The sequence below is a fragment of the Amycolatopsis coloradensis genome (assembly GCF_001953865.1).
GTDB lineage: Bacteria > Actinomycetota > Actinomycetes > Mycobacteriales > Pseudonocardiaceae > Amycolatopsis > Amycolatopsis coloradensis.
On the sequence record NZ_MQUQ01000006.1, the window covers coordinates 106363 to 120661 of the forward strand.

11 protein-coding genes are annotated in these 14299 nt (G+C 68.7%); 1 reads left to right on the forward strand and 10 read right to left on the reverse strand.

The window, feature by feature from the left end; all coding sequences use genetic code 11:
• Positions 1-187: 187 nt before the first annotated feature.
• From BS329_RS14050 to BS329_RS14070, 5 genes are all read right to left on the reverse strand, one after another.
• The gene (locus tag BS329_RS14050; RefSeq protein ID WP_076160535.1) at positions 188-1267 is read right to left on the reverse strand and encodes an alpha-hydroxy acid oxidase; all 1080 of its coding nucleotides are present in this window, start codon (positions 1265-1267) and stop codon (positions 188-190) included.
• Positions 1264-2325 carry a 4-hydroxyphenylpyruvate dioxygenase gene (gene hppD / locus BS329_RS14055; RefSeq protein ID WP_076160537.1) on the reverse strand — a complete coding sequence of 354 codons (1062 nt, stop codon included), beginning with the start codon at positions 2323-2325 and terminating at the stop codon, positions 1264-1266. Before hppD ends, BS329_RS14050 begins: the two co-directional genes overlap by 4 nt.
• 108 nt (positions 2326-2433) lie before the next feature.
• Positions 2434-3624 carry a cytochrome P450 gene (locus BS329_RS14060; RefSeq protein ID WP_076160539.1) on the reverse strand — a complete coding sequence of 397 codons (1191 nt, stop codon included), beginning with the start codon at positions 3622-3624 and terminating at the stop codon, positions 2434-2436.
• Positions 3625-3639: 15 nt separating this feature from the next.
• Positions 3640-5376, reverse strand: a complete 1737-nt coding sequence (locus BS329_RS14065; RefSeq protein ID WP_076160542.1) for an amino acid adenylation domain-containing protein — start codon at positions 5374-5376, stop codon at positions 3640-3642.
• Positions 5373-6203: an alpha/beta fold hydrolase gene (locus tag BS329_RS14070; protein WP_076160545.1), complete on the reverse strand. Its 831-nt coding sequence runs from the start codon at positions 6201-6203 to the stop codon at positions 5373-5375. Before BS329_RS14070 ends, BS329_RS14065 begins: the two co-directional genes overlap by 4 nt.
• A 219-nt stretch (positions 6204-6422) precedes the next feature.
• Here BS329_RS14070 and BS329_RS14075 point away from each other — a divergent pair, with 219 nt between their 5' ends.
• Entirely contained in the window at positions 6423-7709 is a 1287-nt protein-coding gene (locus tag BS329_RS14075) for an aminotransferase-like domain-containing protein (RefSeq protein ID WP_076160547.1), read from the forward strand.
• A gap of 48 nt (positions 7710-7757) precedes the next feature.
• Here BS329_RS14075 and BS329_RS14080 read toward each other — a convergent pair whose 3' ends face one another.
• The 5 genes from BS329_RS14080 to BS329_RS14100 all read right to left on the reverse strand — a co-directional run bounded on the left by BS329_RS14080 (position 7758) and on the right by BS329_RS14100 (position 14294).
• Entirely contained in the window at positions 7758-8564 is an 807-nt protein-coding gene (locus tag BS329_RS14080; RefSeq protein WP_244197146.1) for a PIG-L deacetylase family protein, read from the reverse strand.
• Positions 8561-9379: a daptide-type RiPP biosynthesis methyltransferase gene (gene mpaM / locus BS329_RS14085; RefSeq protein ID WP_076160553.1), complete on the reverse strand. Its 819-nt coding sequence runs from the start codon at positions 9377-9379 to the stop codon at positions 8561-8563. Before mpaM ends, BS329_RS14080 begins: the two co-directional genes overlap by 4 nt.
• Positions 9380-10055: 676 nt before the next feature.
• Positions 10056-11798, reverse strand: a complete 1743-nt coding sequence (locus BS329_RS14090; protein WP_084749684.1) for a glycosyltransferase family 39 protein — start codon at positions 11796-11798, stop codon at positions 10056-10058.
• Positions 11799-11842: 44 nt separating this feature from the next.
• Entirely contained in the window at positions 11843-13039 is a 1197-nt protein-coding gene (locus tag BS329_RS14095) for a glycosyltransferase (protein WP_076160556.1), read from the reverse strand.
• 28 nt (positions 13040-13067) lie between these two features.
• On the reverse strand, positions 13068-14294 hold the full coding sequence (locus BS329_RS14100; RefSeq protein WP_076160558.1) for a glycosyltransferase: 1227 nt from the start codon (positions 14292-14294) through the stop codon (positions 13068-13070).
• Positions 14295-14299 lie beyond the last annotated feature (5 nt).

Sequence of the window (14299 nt, forward strand, 5' to 3'; positions counted from 1 at the left end):
TCCTCCTTCGGGGTTTTCGAGGGGCAGAGCGACTGTGGTGTGTCGCGAAAGCCACTTTCGGGACATCAGACGTCGCGAAAGTGGCTTTCGCGACATGCACACGGGGCCAGGCCGCGCGGGAACGGGCACCCCGGAGGGACTAGGTCACGCCCCATTTGGCTCACCCATCGATAACCCTCCTTGTCACTCAAGACCCGTAGTGAGGGACTCTCGTGCTCAGCCGCCGGGCCGCGCTCACCGAGTCACAGCCCGCGAGACCCAGCGCGTTCCGGAATTCGACGGCGAGCAGGTCGAACAGCTGCCGGGCGCCGTCCTCGCCGCCCGCGGCGAGCCCCCACATCACGGGCCGCCCGACCAGGACGGCCGACGCCCCCAGCGCGAGCGCCTTGAGAATGTCGCCACCGCTCCGGATCCCTCCGTCCAGCAGCACTTCGCAGCCTCCGGAGACTACCCCGGCGATCTCGCCCAGCATCTCGATTCCCGGTACGGCGGTGTCCAACTGACGGCCTCCGTGGTTGGACACCACGATTCCGGCGACACCCGCGTCGACGGCACGGCTCGCGTCCTCGACCGCGAGGATCCCCTTGAGCACCACCGGAAGGTCCGTATGCGCACGGACCGCTTCCACGGCTTCCCAGGTGGCCGGGGCGAACTCACGCGCGGTGTGGTCCGCCACCGCCGAGTGTCCCCGGGTGCGACGGTGCGCGGCCGCTCCGGCGTCGAAGTTGGCCGCCGTGACCTGCTCCGGCAGCGCGAAGCCGTTCCGCATGTCCCGCAACCGCCGCCCCATCCACGGCACGTCGACGGTGAACACGATCGCCTCGCAGCCGGCGTCTTCCGCGCGGCGCACGAGTTCCAGCGATCGCTTCTCGTCACGCAGCCAGTACAGCTGGAACCACGGCCGTCCACCGACGGCCGCGATCTCCTCCAGCGGAACACTGCTCAGCGTGCAGATGGTGTACGGCACGCCGGCGTCCCTGGCCGCGCGTGCCGCGGCGAGTTCACCGTCGGGGTGGAACAACCGTTGGTACGCCACCGGTGCGACCGCCATCGGCAGTGCGGCGGGCCGTCCGAGCACCTCGGCCTCGACGGTGCCGCCGGTCAGGTCACGCAGCATCCGCGGTACCAGGAAGATCCGCTCGAGCGCGGCGCGGTTGGCCTCCAGAGAGGCCTCCGTGCCGCTGCCCCCGGCGAGAAAGTCCCAGATCTCGCCGGGGAGAACGTCCCGTGCGGCACGTTCGAGGTCGTCGAGGCAGAGGTGTGTCATCGACGGGCGGGGCCGAGCTTGCTCTGCCCGGTCCGTTCCAGCTCCACGGCCTCGTACAGGGCCTTGATGTTGGAGCTGCCGAAAGTACCCGCGCCCTGCCTCTCGATGATCTCGAAGAAGATGGTCTTACGCGGATGCGTGGAAGCGGTGAAGATCTGGAACAGCTGGCCGCCGTGGTCCTCGTCGGCGAGCAGCTTCGTCTCGCGCAGGTCGTCCAGCGAATGCGTCTCCAGCTCGATCCGCTCGCCGAGCAGGTCGTAGTAGGCGTCCGGGGTCTTCAGGAATTCCACCCCGCGCGCGGAAAGCTCCTTGACCGCACGGACCGCGTCCGGGCTGGTGAAGGCGATGTGCTGGACGCCCGCACCGTGGTGTTCCTTGATGAAGTCGTCGATCTGGCCGGGGTCGGCGTTCTTGTCGGGCTCGATCAGGGTGAGGGTGACCTCGCCCGACGCGCTCTGCACGACGGTGGAGTTCATCGCCTGGGCACCGACGACGATGTGCTCCTCGAAGATCTGCTTGAAGCCGAGGGCGCGTTCGTAGAACGCCACCGTGGGGCCGAGATCCCCCGCGTTCAGGCAGACCGCGAAGTGATCGATCGCGAGCAGCGCCAGGTCTCCCTTGCCGCGGAAGGCTTCCGGCGCTTCACCCGCGCCGTCGCGCTGGATCAGGGTGTGCACGACATCGCCGAAACCGCTGACGGTGGCCGTGACGACCGCCTCCGCGCGCTCGGCCGGCTCAAGGATGGGCTGGGCGCCCCCCGCCACCGCGGCGGCGAAAGCGGCGGCCACGTCCGGGGTGCGCAGCGCGATGTCGGCCACCCCTTCGCCGTGTGTCTGCAGGTAGGTCGCCCCTGGGTGGCGGTCCGACGTCGGTTCGGTGAGGACCAGTGCGATCGGCCCCTGCCGCAGCGTCACGCTCCGGTGGTCGGCCGAGCGGTCGGTGGAGGCGACGGAGAAGCCGTACTTGTCCATCCAGCCGGACGCGGCCACCTCGAGGTCGGCCACATACATTTCCACATAGTCGATCTCGAAATTCTGCGTGGTTTCTTGAGAAGACAAGACATTCCTCCGTGGAATAGATGTAATCCTCATTCACAGGATGACGCGAACCCCATATCGCATCAACGTTGTCCGGTTGACAGTTGGCGTCCACATCGGACAGACAGGTCAGCGGCGGGTGAACCGCACCTGAAGTTCCCGGTAGCCCTGGACGACGACCGCGCGCAACCAGGCCGGTTCCTTCACCAGTTCCACCTTCGACACCCGCTCCGCCACCTCTCGCAGCACAACGGCCAGCTCGATCCGCGCGAGCGCGGACCCGAGGCAGTGGTGCATCCCGTGCCCGAAGGTGATGTGCCGATTGGGTTTCCGCCCTGGGCGGAAGGTGTCGGGGTCGTCGAACACGGCGGGATCCCGGTTCGCGGCCGGCAGCCACGCCACCACCGGCGTGCCGGGCGGCAGGTCACGGCCGTTGACCGTGACCTCGCCGGTCGACACGCGGAGCACGTGCATCGCGGGCGAGGTCCAGCGCAGCACCTCGTCCACGACGGTGTCGACGTCGGCACTCCCCTCCCGGACGTGTTCGAGCAGGCCGGGCACCGTGGCGAACGCGTGCACCGCACCGGTGATCGCGTGCCGCGTGGTCTCGTTGCCGCCGATCAGCACGTTGTCGCAGTTGAGCACCACGTCGTCGACGGTGAGCTCGTCGTCGGTCAGGAGCGTGCTGACGAGATCGTCGCCGGGGCTCGCGCGGCGCGCGGAGATCAGCTCGTCGAAGTAGACGAGGATCTCGGTGTGCGCCTGCCGCGGCGTCATCCCGTCGAACAGCTCGTCCTCACCGCCGAACGCGTGGTTGGTCAGGTCGATGAGCATGTCCTCGTCCTCGGCGGGCACACCGAGGATTTCGCAGACGACGGCGGCGGGGATACGCGGGCCGATCGCCGCGGCGACGTCGCACACCTCACCGTCGAGCACTCGGTCGAGCACGCCGCGCACCTCGGTCCGCACCCGCTCCGAGAGTCTCCGCGCGGCCGCCCTCGAAAGCAGCGGGCCGACCAGCTTGCGCAATTTGCGGTGCTGCTCCTGTTCGGAGACCACCATCATCCGGCCACCCGACTTGTCCGGGTTGTCGCGGTCGAAGCCGATCATCATCCCGTACTCGGAGGTGAACGGCGCGGAGGGCGCGAGGACCGCGGCGCACGCCTGGTGCGAGAACACGGACCAGAAACCGGTGGGTGAACTGCCCGGCTCGCTCCACACCATCGCGTCTTCCAGCGCGAGCTGGCGCCAGCGGGCGTGGCGCTCCAAGGTCGTGTACAGATCAGGGTCGCCGAGATCGACGGCGTTCGTCGTCCGCATGACAGGGTCTCCAGATCAGGTGAGGGCGCCGTCGAGCACCTTGGCGAGCCGGGCCACGGTCGGCGCGTCGAAGAAGGCCTGCACCCTCAGCCGGATCTTCAGTCGTTCACGGATCCGGCTCACCAGCCGGGTCGCGAGCAGCGAATGGCCGCCGATCTCGAAGAAGCTGTCGTCGACGCCGACGCTGCCGACGCCGAGCACTTCGGCGAACAGCTCCGCGAGCAGGATCTCCGTCGGTGTGCCCGGTGCCCGTCCCGAGGCCACCCGTCCGGCGCTCTCCCCGTCGGGATCGGGCAGGGCGGTCCGGTCGACCTTGCCGTTCGGCGAGGTCGGCAGCCGCGGCAGGCCGACGACCACGTCGGGTACCAGGTACGACGGCATCCGTTCCCGCAAGGGCGGGAGGAGGTCTTCGGCCGCCACCCGCCCGCCCGCGGCGCCGACCACATAGGCGACGAGGCGGTTGTCGTGCATGGTCACCACGGCCTGGGCCACCCCGTCCACCGCGAGCAGCGCGGCCTCGACCTCACCCGGCTCGATCCGGTGGCCACGCACTTTCAGCTGATCGTCGGCGCGGCCGACGAAGACGTACTGGCCGTCCGGACGCGTCCGCACCCGGTCACCGGTGCGGTACATGCGGCCACCCGGCTCCCCGAACGGATTCGGCAGGAAACGCTCCGCGGTCGCGGCCGCTCTTCGGAGGTAACCGCGGGCGAGGCCGGGGCCGACCGTGTACAGCTCGCCGACGTCGCCGTCCGGGACCGGCCGCAGCCGCTCGTCCAGGACGTAGGTGCGGACACCGGTGATCGGCCTGCCGATCGGCGGGGTGTCCTCACCGGTCAGCGGCTCGCTCGCGGTCACCGCGACAGTGACTTCGGTGGGGCCGTACGCGTTGATCATCACGCGGTCCATGGCCCAGCGTTTCGCGACCGGTGCGGGGCACGCCTCGCCCGCGACCAGGAGGGTCAGCCCCGGGGGCAGGCCGCCGGACTCCTCCAGCGGTGCCAGCGCGGACGGCGGCAGCGTGACATGGGTGATGCCCTGGTCGCGCACCAGCCTGCCGAGCGGCTCGCCGGGGACCAGATCCGGCGCGGAAGCCAGCACGAGGCACCCACCGGCCTGCCAGATCGGCCAGAACTCGGCGACCGCGGCGTCGAAACTGGGCGACGCGAAGGCCAGCAACCTGCTCTCCGGCCCCAGTTTCTGGCGGCGCACGTAGTCGTCGGCCAGATTCGGGATCCCGCGGTGCGTGACCAGCACGCCCTTCGGCTTCCCTGTCGAGCCCGAGGTGTAGATGACGTACGCGGGATGGTCGGGAAGCAGCGGGCCGATCCGGTCCCGGTCGGCCAGGTCCGGCTCGGCAAGGCCCGGCTCCCGTTCCACCCTCACGACGAGGGAAGCGCCGTCCACGTCCTGACCCGGCAGGCACAGCAGGCAGTGCGCCGCCGTGTCGTCCAGCATGTGCCGCTTGCGTTCCTCCGGATAGTCCGGGTCGACGGGCACGTACGCGGCGCCCGCCTTGTGCACGGCCAGGATCGCGATGACGAACTCGATCGACCTCGGCATCGCCAGCGCGACCAGCCGCTCCGGGCCGACCCCGTGCGCGACGAGCCTTCGCGCGAGCCGGTTGGCTTCACCGTTCAGCTCGGCGTAGGTGAGCGTGGTGGTGTCCATCGCCACCGCGGGCCGATCCGGCAGCACGGCCGCGGTCGCTTCGAACAGGGCAGGTGTCGTGGCCGCCGGAAGGACGGTCATGCGGTTTCCCCCAGTGTCTCGCGGGATTCGGTGCGGAGGAACCGGATCAGCTCGCGGTTCACCGGTTCCGGGTTCTCCAGGTAGCCGAAATGTCCGCACCCGGGAATCGTGCGGTGCGTCGCGCCGGGAATCGCGGCGGCCAGTTCTTCTCCGGCCGCCGGTGGCGCCACGAGGTCGTGCTCGAACGAGACGACGTGGCTGGGCACCTTGATCGCGCGGTACGCGTCGAGCCGGTCGGGCAACGCGCTCAGCAGCAACTGCGCCCGGACACCCGGCCCCCGGGAACCCGTCGCCGCGAACAGGTCGAGCCAGTCACCGGCGAGGTCGTCGTCGGCGAGCGTCGCGGGCCCCAGGTTGTGCATGGCGCGGACGGCGGCGAGGAAACCCGGTGGCAGCTCGATGCCCTGCTCGATGAGCTTCGCCTCACCCTCCGCGAGTTCCCGCTGCACGAGACTGCTCTTGCCGCAGGCCGCCATCAACACGACCGAATCCAGCAGCTCCGGATGGGCGAGTGCCAGTTCCTGCGCGATGTACGAGCCCATCGACGTGCCGATCACCCGGCACGGCGTCGCGTCGAGGTAGTCGAGCAGGGCGGCCACGTCCGCGACGAGGTCGTCGACGGTGAATCCGCCGGCACCGCCGTCGCTCGGCGGGATTCCTCGATTGTCCATGGTGATCACCCGGAATCCGGCGGCGCGGAGCGCGGGTACCTGGTGCAGGTCCCACACCGAACTCGGCGCCCCGGTGCCGGTCAACAGCAGTACCGGTGGGCCGTCGCCACAGTCGGTGTAGGACAACCGGATCCCGTTCTCGGTCGTCATCAGCATGAGGCTCCTCCGGGAGTGCGGTTCGGGCGCAGCGCGAAAGTGTTTCCCCTCAACGGTTCTGTTCTCCCCAGATGCTGCGGCACGGAGCTGACCGTACCTGCAGAGATCGAGTGTCCGGAGTATTCGGCGATGGACGCCCCGGAGCGCGCCGGGGAAATCGTCCCGGACGTCCACGGTCCGTTCTTGACACCTCAACGGCCGATGGAAATTCTAGTATTCATGGATTCAAACGGTCTGTCCACCCAGCTGAACGTGGAAACGCTGCACGGATCGCTCACCGATCCGGCCATCTCGTCGATGAACCTGCTCAACGAGTTGATCGACGAATACCCTGTGGCCATTTCCATGGCGGCAGGACGGCCGTACGAAGAGTTCTTCGACATCCGTCTCGTTCACGAGTACATCGACGCCTATTGCGACCATCTCCGCACCGATCGGAAAATGGACGAGGCGGGAGTCACCCGCACCATCTTCCAATACGGCACCACGAAGGGTGTCATCGCCGATCTCATCGCGCGGAATCTCGCCGAAGACGAGGAAATCGACGTCGCCCCCGAGTCCGTCGTCGTCACCGTCGGCGCACAGGAGGCCATGTTCCTGGTTCTCCGCACGCTGCGGGCGAGCGACCGGGACGTGCTGCTCGCGCCCGCCCCCACCTACGTCGGCCTGACCGGCGCGGCACTGCTCACCGACACCCCCGTCTGGCCGGTCCGGTCCACCGAAAACGGCATCGACCCCGAAGACCTCGTGATCCAGTTGAAGCGTGCCGACGAACAGGGCAAACGGGTCCGGGCCTGTTACGTGACACCGAACTTCGCCAACCCCACCGGTACCAGCATGGATCTGCCGTCCCGCCGCCGCCTCCTCGAAGTGGCCGAGGCGCACGGCATCCTTCTCTTGGAGGACAACGCGTACGGGCTCTTCGGCGCCGAGCGGCTCCCCACGCTGAAGTCTCTCGATCGGTCGGGCACCGTGGTCTATCTCGGTTCCTTCGCCAAGACCGGCATGCCCGGCGCCCGGGTCGGCTACGCGGTGGCGGATCAGCGGATGGCGGACGGCGGCCTGTTCGCCGACCAGCTTTCGAAGCTCAAGGGCATGCTCACGGTGAACACCTCCCCCATCGCGCAGGCGGTGATCGCCGGGAAGCTCCTTCTCAACGGCTTCAGCCTGGTCAAGGCCAACGCGCGGGAGATCGGCATCTACCAGCGCAACCTTCGCCTCACCCTCGGCGAACTCGATCGCAGGCTCGGCGCGTGCGATGGCGTCGGCTGGAACACCCCGACGGGTGGATTCTTCGTCACCGTCACGGTGCCTTTCGTCGTCGACGACGAACTGCTGGCGCACGCCGCGCGCGACCACGGCGTGTTGTTCACCCCGATGCATCACTTCTACGGCGGCAAGGGCGGGTTCAACCAGCTCCGGCTGTCGATCAGCCTGCTCACCCCGGAACTGATCGAGGAGGGCGTGTCGCGGCTCGCCGACCTGATCACCTCGCGGCTGCCCTGAACGCGTGCGAGCGCCACGCCTTCCTCGGCGTGGCGCTCGGGCACGTTCTCAGCTGTCGCTTTCGGGGACAATGACCGGCCAGGAGACTTCACCGTATCCGCCGTCCGGCGAATTCTTCCCGGCGTGCTCGTCAAGAGCACCGAAGAAGTTCTTTTCGGGCCCGTCGAACATCACCAGCTGGGACGGATACAGTTCCAGCGCTTGGAATTTCCGGGTCCGCGCTTCGGACTCGACGGAGCCGAAAGCGGGGTCTCCGAGCCGGAAGCCCCGCGGAAGTTCGATCTTCCCCGATCCGAAGGTCGCGTGCGGGATGTCTTCCCACAGCCGGATCGGAATGCCTCGCTCGCTTGCGACGGCCAGTGAAGCGTCCCGCGTGATCTCGTTGTCGATGTGAGCACTGAGCGCCGCGCACGTGACGATCAGCGTCGGCGCGAATTCCCCGACCACCGATCCGATGGCGGCCTTGACCTCGCTGAAGAGAGCGAGATTGCTCTCCGGCGCCTGCTTTTCGATCTTCAGTTTCTGGCGGCCTTCCACATGGTCGGTCAGCCACCGGCCGTCCGGCGCCTTGCGGTAGATGGAGTCGAGGAACTCGCCGTGCACATGCTCCGCTCCCAGGTGGCCGAGCGCGGCGATGTCCTCCTTCTGGCGATGCAGTACCGCGTCTTCGTCCGGGGAAATTCCCCAGATCGAATGCATCCGCTCCGCCGCCGGCGAATAAGGAGGCCGCGCGACACCGGCGAACACCGTGTAGACGGTCACCTTCGCGCCGTTTTGCGCCGCCTGCGCCAAGCCTGCCCCGAAGGACAGGACAGCGTCGTCCAAATGAGGGGAGATCGCCAGAATCCGGGTCACAACGATGCCTCCAGCAACAACACGTCTTCAGAGCCCTGCCCGGCCGACGCGAACGGGGTCCGCCCGGTCACGCGGAATCCGGCTTGTTCGAGCTCCCGTACGATCTGATCCGCCTTCAGGAGCCTGATGCGGTTGGTGCAGACGACGAAGGGATCGGCCGCTTCGTCCGCGGGGCAGATGGTGATCTCGTGGATCTCCTCCCCCGCCAGCATCTTCGCGTGCAACACGTACCGGCGGCCGCTCAGCCCCGAAAGCTCTTGCTGTCGCTCCGGTGAATCCGGCTTGACGGCTTCCGCCACGGCCACCGCGAGCAGGAATCGCCCGCCGGGCGCGAGATGCTCGCGAACCGACGCGTACAGACCAGGCCTGTCGGCGTCGTCAAGGACGTTGATCGAACCCGAGCTGACGATCACCGTCTCGAAGCGTTCTTCCAACGCGAAGGCGGTCATGTCCCCGTGCACCACGGTGCACCGATCCCGGACCTCCGGCGGCAGGTCTTCCAGCCCCTTCCGCAGGGTGGCGATCATCGCGGTCGACAGTTCGAGAGCGGCCACCTCGAAACCGAGAGCCAGGAAGGGGAACGTCACCCTCCCCGTTCCGGCCGCGAGTTCCAGCACCGGCCCGGATCCCGGATCGACCCGGTTCGCGAACTCCCGCGCCTCGGAAGTACCGTCCGCGTCCTGCATCAGATCGTGATAAGTGTCCGCGGCGTCCTCGTCGTAAATGCCACACAGAACTCCTCGCTCGCCTGCCGAGGCGAGCAGAACATCCGAGCGGGTGGTCCGCACCGTTCCACGCGCGATTTGTTCACTCATGCGGCCAGAATACGGGTAGGCGGTTATCGAGGGGTAGGGAAGAGCGGCAGGTTGCGAGGGCGTATTTCGGGAGGAGTACCTGCCGCAAGTAGTCCTCTAGTTGCGGTCGGTTGGCGTCGGGAGAAAGTGCGTGGCCGTGTCGCGAAAGCCACTTTCGGGACGTCTGATGTCCCGAAAGTGGCTTTCGCGACATCCGGGATGGCGGTGACGGTGCCGTCGGAGGGGCGTGGGGGACTGTGTGGATTTCGGGTCAGGCAACGCACCGAAATCCACACGGTGAGGGGTCGTTAGTCTCGATTCGGGCCCGCGGTTCGTGGAGGCTCGCCGGTAGCCCACTAACACCGCCAGTCACAACGATGGCGCGTGAAGCGGCACCTTTCCCAAGTACATGAAGGACCCCTTCCTGTACCTAGAGTCGTGTGATCCTTCGGGTCTTACACGTGATTGGACGGCGATCGCGCGTGATCCCCGTCCAATCACGCGTGATCCCCGTCCAATCACGCGTGATCCCCGTCCAATCACGCGTGATCCCCGTCCAATCACGCGTGATCGCCGTCTGATCACGCATGATCCCCGTCTGTGGGAAGAGACCAAACGGATCACTCGACACTAGGCGCAAGCAAGGAGGCCTTCAGGTACTTCAAGGCACCAGGGCGCCGGCACCGAGAGGGTCGGGTCACCCACCGCCGCCGTCACCCGGTATGCCGCCAGGCATACCGCCGTCACCCGGTATGCCACCCGGCCCGCCCGGCATACCGCCGGGCTCCGGTCGGTCCGGCATCTCTCCCGACTGCGGTCCACCCGGGATCTTGCCCGACTCCGGCCCGGCGTTGGCGTCGTAGGACGCGCCGGCGTAATCGGGGTCCAGTACCGAAATGGCGTACACGGCGGGTGCGGCCAGCATGGCGGCCACGCCGAGCGCGAGCGCCGCCGTGACCACGGTGGTGGAGGCGGTTTTGAGCGCTCGCACCAGAACCAGCGCGACGACGGCGACCGCGCCGAGCGCGAGCGTGCCCCATTTGGCCCACGGCAGGAAGTTCGGGTAGTGCGACCACAGCCAGGCGCCCCAGGCCAGTTCGGCCGCGACCGCGATCGGCAGTAGCCACGCCTGCTTGCCGCCACCGCGGTACGCCCGCCAGAAAATCACGATGCCGAGGGCGGAGAGCGCGGCGACCGGAGGCGCGAGTGAGGCCACATACGCGGTGTGCGGGACGGTGCCCACGCTGAAGATCAGGCCGAAGGTCAGCAGCCAGACTCCCCACATCACCACCCCGCCGCGCACCGGGTCGGTGCGCTCGGCCCGGCGCCCCCACCAGAGCCCGCACACCAGTGCCAGCACCGTGAGCGGATACAACCAGCCGACGGCGACGGGAAGATGCCCGTCGAACAGTTTGCCCCACCCCTGCGGGCTTTCCCTGCTCGTCGCCTTCGTCGGGTCCTCCCACGGATTCCCCCTGATGGTGGGCATGATGTCGACCATCGGGGGAGGTGGCGCGTCCGGGACGACGATCGGGACGTCGCCGTCGGTGACCTCCCTGGCACCGGGGATGGTGATGCCCACCCGCCCGAGACCGTTGTATCCGAACACCATCGCGGCGGCGCTGTTGTTCGTGCTGCCGTCGACGTAAGGCCGGTCCGCGGCCGGGGTGAAGGTGTAGAGCGCGATCCACGACAGCGAGACCGCCAAGGTCACCACCCCGGCGATCCCCAGATGCTTCATCCGGCGGCGCGTTTCGACCGGCGCGGACAGCAGATAGCCCACCAGCAACGCGGGCAGGATCATCCATGCCTGCACCATTTTGGCCTGGAAACCGATCCCGACCCAGACCCCGGCCAGCACCAGCGACCGCGGCCGTGCCTCCAGGACGGCGCGCTGATACGCGTCGACGGCGAGCACCAGGCACATCGTCAGGAAACCGTCGTGCATGCTGTGCCCGAACATGGACGCGGCGACCGGGGTGAGGGCGAAGATACCCGCGGCGAGCAGCCCGGGGGCCACTCCCGCCCACCGCCGCACGACCCGGTACAGCACCAGTACCGAGATCACGCCCTCGATCACCTGTGGCAGCGCGAGAGACCATGCGTGATAGCCGAAGATCTTCGCCGAAACGACCTGGGGGACGAACGATCCGGCGAGCTTGTCGAGCGTGTACGTCGCTTCCGCGTCGATGGCGCCGAACAGGAATCCCTTCCAGCTCCCGGACATGCTCTTGACGGCTTCCGAGTACAGCGGCGCGTAGTCGACCAGCGGCAGGTTCCAGGCATAGAGCACCGCCGCGACGAACGCGATGCCCAGCAACGCGGGACGGGCCCACCGCGGCTGACCGGCCGGTGAACGCCATACCGCCCAGCGGTCGGATTTGCCGTCAGGCACGAAGTCCTGAGACGGCGACGGCAGATAGGCGAGTGTTGCGGACACCCCGGTACCTCCGGACGTGATGACGAATCGAGGGGGAAAGGCCGTCACTTGACGGTGTCGAGCACCAGTTCCGCGGCCACCGCCGCCCCGTCCGCGTGGATCGTGGCGGCCACCGCCTTCGCTCGCGTGCGAGTTTCCGGGGCCAAGGCCGTGGCGAGCGCGGCCGACAGGGACTCGAACGTCGGGTCCGCGACCTCGTGTGCCGCGCCGATGCCCAGCTCGGCCACCCGGACGGCGAAGTACGGCTGGTCCGTGTACCGGGGGATCACGACCTGGGGGACGGCGGCCCGCGCGGCGACGTGCGTGGTGCCCGCGCTACCCGGGTGGATGACGGCGGCCACGCGGCCGAACAGCACCTGAAGGTTCGTTTCCTCGACGGCGAAGCAGTCGTCCCGGTCGTCGGGCAGGGCCAAATCGGCCCAGCCTTGGGAGAGGATCACCCGGCGGCCCGCGGCACGGCTCGCCTCGATGGCCACGCTCGCGGCGTCGGCGGTTCCGGTCGCGCTGCCGAAACCCACGTAGACCGGCGCCGACCCGGCGTCCAGGAAAGCCGCCAGCTCCGCTGAAAGAGGCCGTTCGTCGGGTAGGCCCCACACTCCGGTCTGCACGGCGTCGAGATCCGGCTGCACGGGGGCGAGCACCGGATCCGCCGCCAGCCATGGCCGATCGGTGTAGGCGTAGTCGAAGAGGTTCTCCACCGGCGGCAGGCCGATCGAGGCCCGCCGGCTGTTGAGCGGGCCGCCGAAGCGCCGGGAGAAACGGTGGTGCCGCTGCTCCCACAGCACCCGGTTGTCGGTCACGCCCGGTTCGGTTCGCTCGTCCAGGGGTGGCTGGAAATGCGCCGACGGCAGGTAAACCGGGCTGTAGGCGGCGTAGAAGTAGGGGATGCCCGCCTTCTCGGCCACCGACCGCACGGCGGCCGCGGCGGCCAGCTCTCCGGTCGTCACCACCGCGTCGCACCCTTCGGCGGCCGCCGGGACCCGGTCGAACTGCATGGCGACCAACCCGGCCTCGAGCCGTCGCTCGTCCTCGGGCGACGGCGGCGGCATCCCGTCCTGCAACATCACGCGCTGCGGCATGCCGACCGGCACCAGCGGAACCCCGACCTCGGCCAGCCGCTCCGCGGACGCGGGCGGCGCGCACATCCGCACCTGGGCACCGCGTTCCCGCAACCGAACCGCCAAGGCCACCAACGGTTCGACATCTCCGCGACTGCCGGACGTCGACAACAACACACGCATTGCGTAACCCCAGTTCCGTAGGTTGGGTTCAGGCGGGGACAGACGGCTTTTCCCGGCCGACCGCGGCGAGGAGCAGGTCCGCGGCCACCGACGCCCCGTCAGTACGGATCGTCCCGGCCACCTCTTTCGCCCGCACACGGGTTTCCGGGGCCAAGGCCGTGGCGAGCGCCGACGACAGGGACTCGAACGTCGGCGCCGGACCGTCGAGCGCCGCACCGATACCGAGTTCCGCCACCCGGCCGGCGTAGTACGGCTGGTCCGCGATCTGGGGCACCAGCACCTGGGGGACGCCCGCACCGGCGGCCACGGTGGTCGTACCCGCGCCACCGTGGTGGACGACGGCGGCCACCCGGCCGAACAACGCCTGGTGGTTCACCTCGCCGACGGCGAGGCAGTCTTCCCGCTCGTCGGGCAGGACCAGATCGGCCCAGCCGCGACCGAGGATCACCCGACGGCCCTGCGCGCGGACGGCCTCGATGGCCGACTGGGCGGCGTCGGCCTGTGCGCGCATACTGCCGAAACTCACGTACACCGGCGGCGGGCCGTCGTCCAGAAACGCCTTCAGCTCGGCCGGAAGCGGCCGTTCGTCGGGCAGGAGCCACGCGCCCGTCCGCACGACGTCGAGTTCCGTCGGCTGCGACGGGGCCAGTACCGGATCCGCCGCCACCCAAGGCCGCTCGGTGTAGCAGAAACCGAAGATGTCCTCCACCGGCGGCAGGCCGACCGCGGCGCGCCTGCCGTTGAGCGTCTCCCCGTACCGGTTCCGGGCGCTCTGGTTGTTCCGGTCCCACAGCGCCCGGATGTCGGTCCCGTCCGGCGCGGGCGGCTCGCCGATCGGTGGCGGCGGCGCGTAGTACGGCGACGGCACGTAGATCGGGCAGTAGAAGGCGTAGAAGTAGGGAATGCCCAGCTTCTCGGCCACCGACCGGACGCCGACCGCCGCGGGCAGGAGGCCGGTCGTCACCACCGCGTCACATCCCTCGGCGGCCGCGGGGACCTCGTCGAACTGCAAGGTGATCGCCTCGGCCATGAACCGGGCCATCTCCTCGCGTGACGGCCGTGCCGCCCCATGCGCCTTCGGGCGCGCCGGACGGCCGATCGGCACCAACGGCACATCGACCTCGGCCAGCCGTTCGGCGGCGTCCGGCGGCGCGCACATCCGCACCTGGACGCCCCGCTCCCGCAACCGAACCGCCAAGGCCACCAACGGTTCGACATCCCCGCGGCTGCCGGACGTCGACAACAACACACGCATTACGA

What these genes read in the sequence shown, in the direction of transcription:
- BS329_RS14100 (WP_076160558.1), bottom strand. Translation starts at nt 14,294, where the DNA reads ATGCGTGTGTTGTTGTCGACGTCCGGCAGCCGCGGGGATGTCGAACCG.
- BS329_RS14060 (WP_076160539.1), bottom strand. Translation starts at nt 3,624, where the DNA reads ATGCGGACGACGAACGCCGTCGATCTCGGCGACCCTGATCTGTACACG.
- BS329_RS14075 (WP_076160547.1), top strand. Translation starts at nt 6,423, where the DNA reads ATGGATTCAAACGGTCTGTCCACCCAGCTGAACGTGGAAACGCTGCAC.
- BS329_RS14065 (WP_076160542.1), bottom strand. Translation starts at nt 5,376, where the DNA reads ATGACCGTCCTTCCGGCGGCCACGACACCTGCCCTGTTCGAAGCGACC.
- BS329_RS14070 (WP_076160545.1), bottom strand. Translation starts at nt 6,203, where the DNA reads ATGCTGATGACGACCGAGAACGGGATCCGGTTGTCCTACACCGACTGT.
- mpaM (WP_076160553.1), bottom strand. Translation starts at nt 9,379, where the DNA reads ATGAGTGAACAAATCGCGCGTGGAACGGTGCGGACCACCCGCTCGGAT.
- BS329_RS14050 (WP_076160535.1), bottom strand. Translation starts at nt 1,267, where the DNA reads ATGACACACCTCTGCCTCGACGACCTCGAACGTGCCGCACGGGACGTT.
- BS329_RS14095 (WP_076160556.1), bottom strand. Translation starts at nt 13,039, where the DNA reads ATGCGTGTGTTGTTGTCGACGTCCGGCAGTCGCGGAGATGTCGAACCG.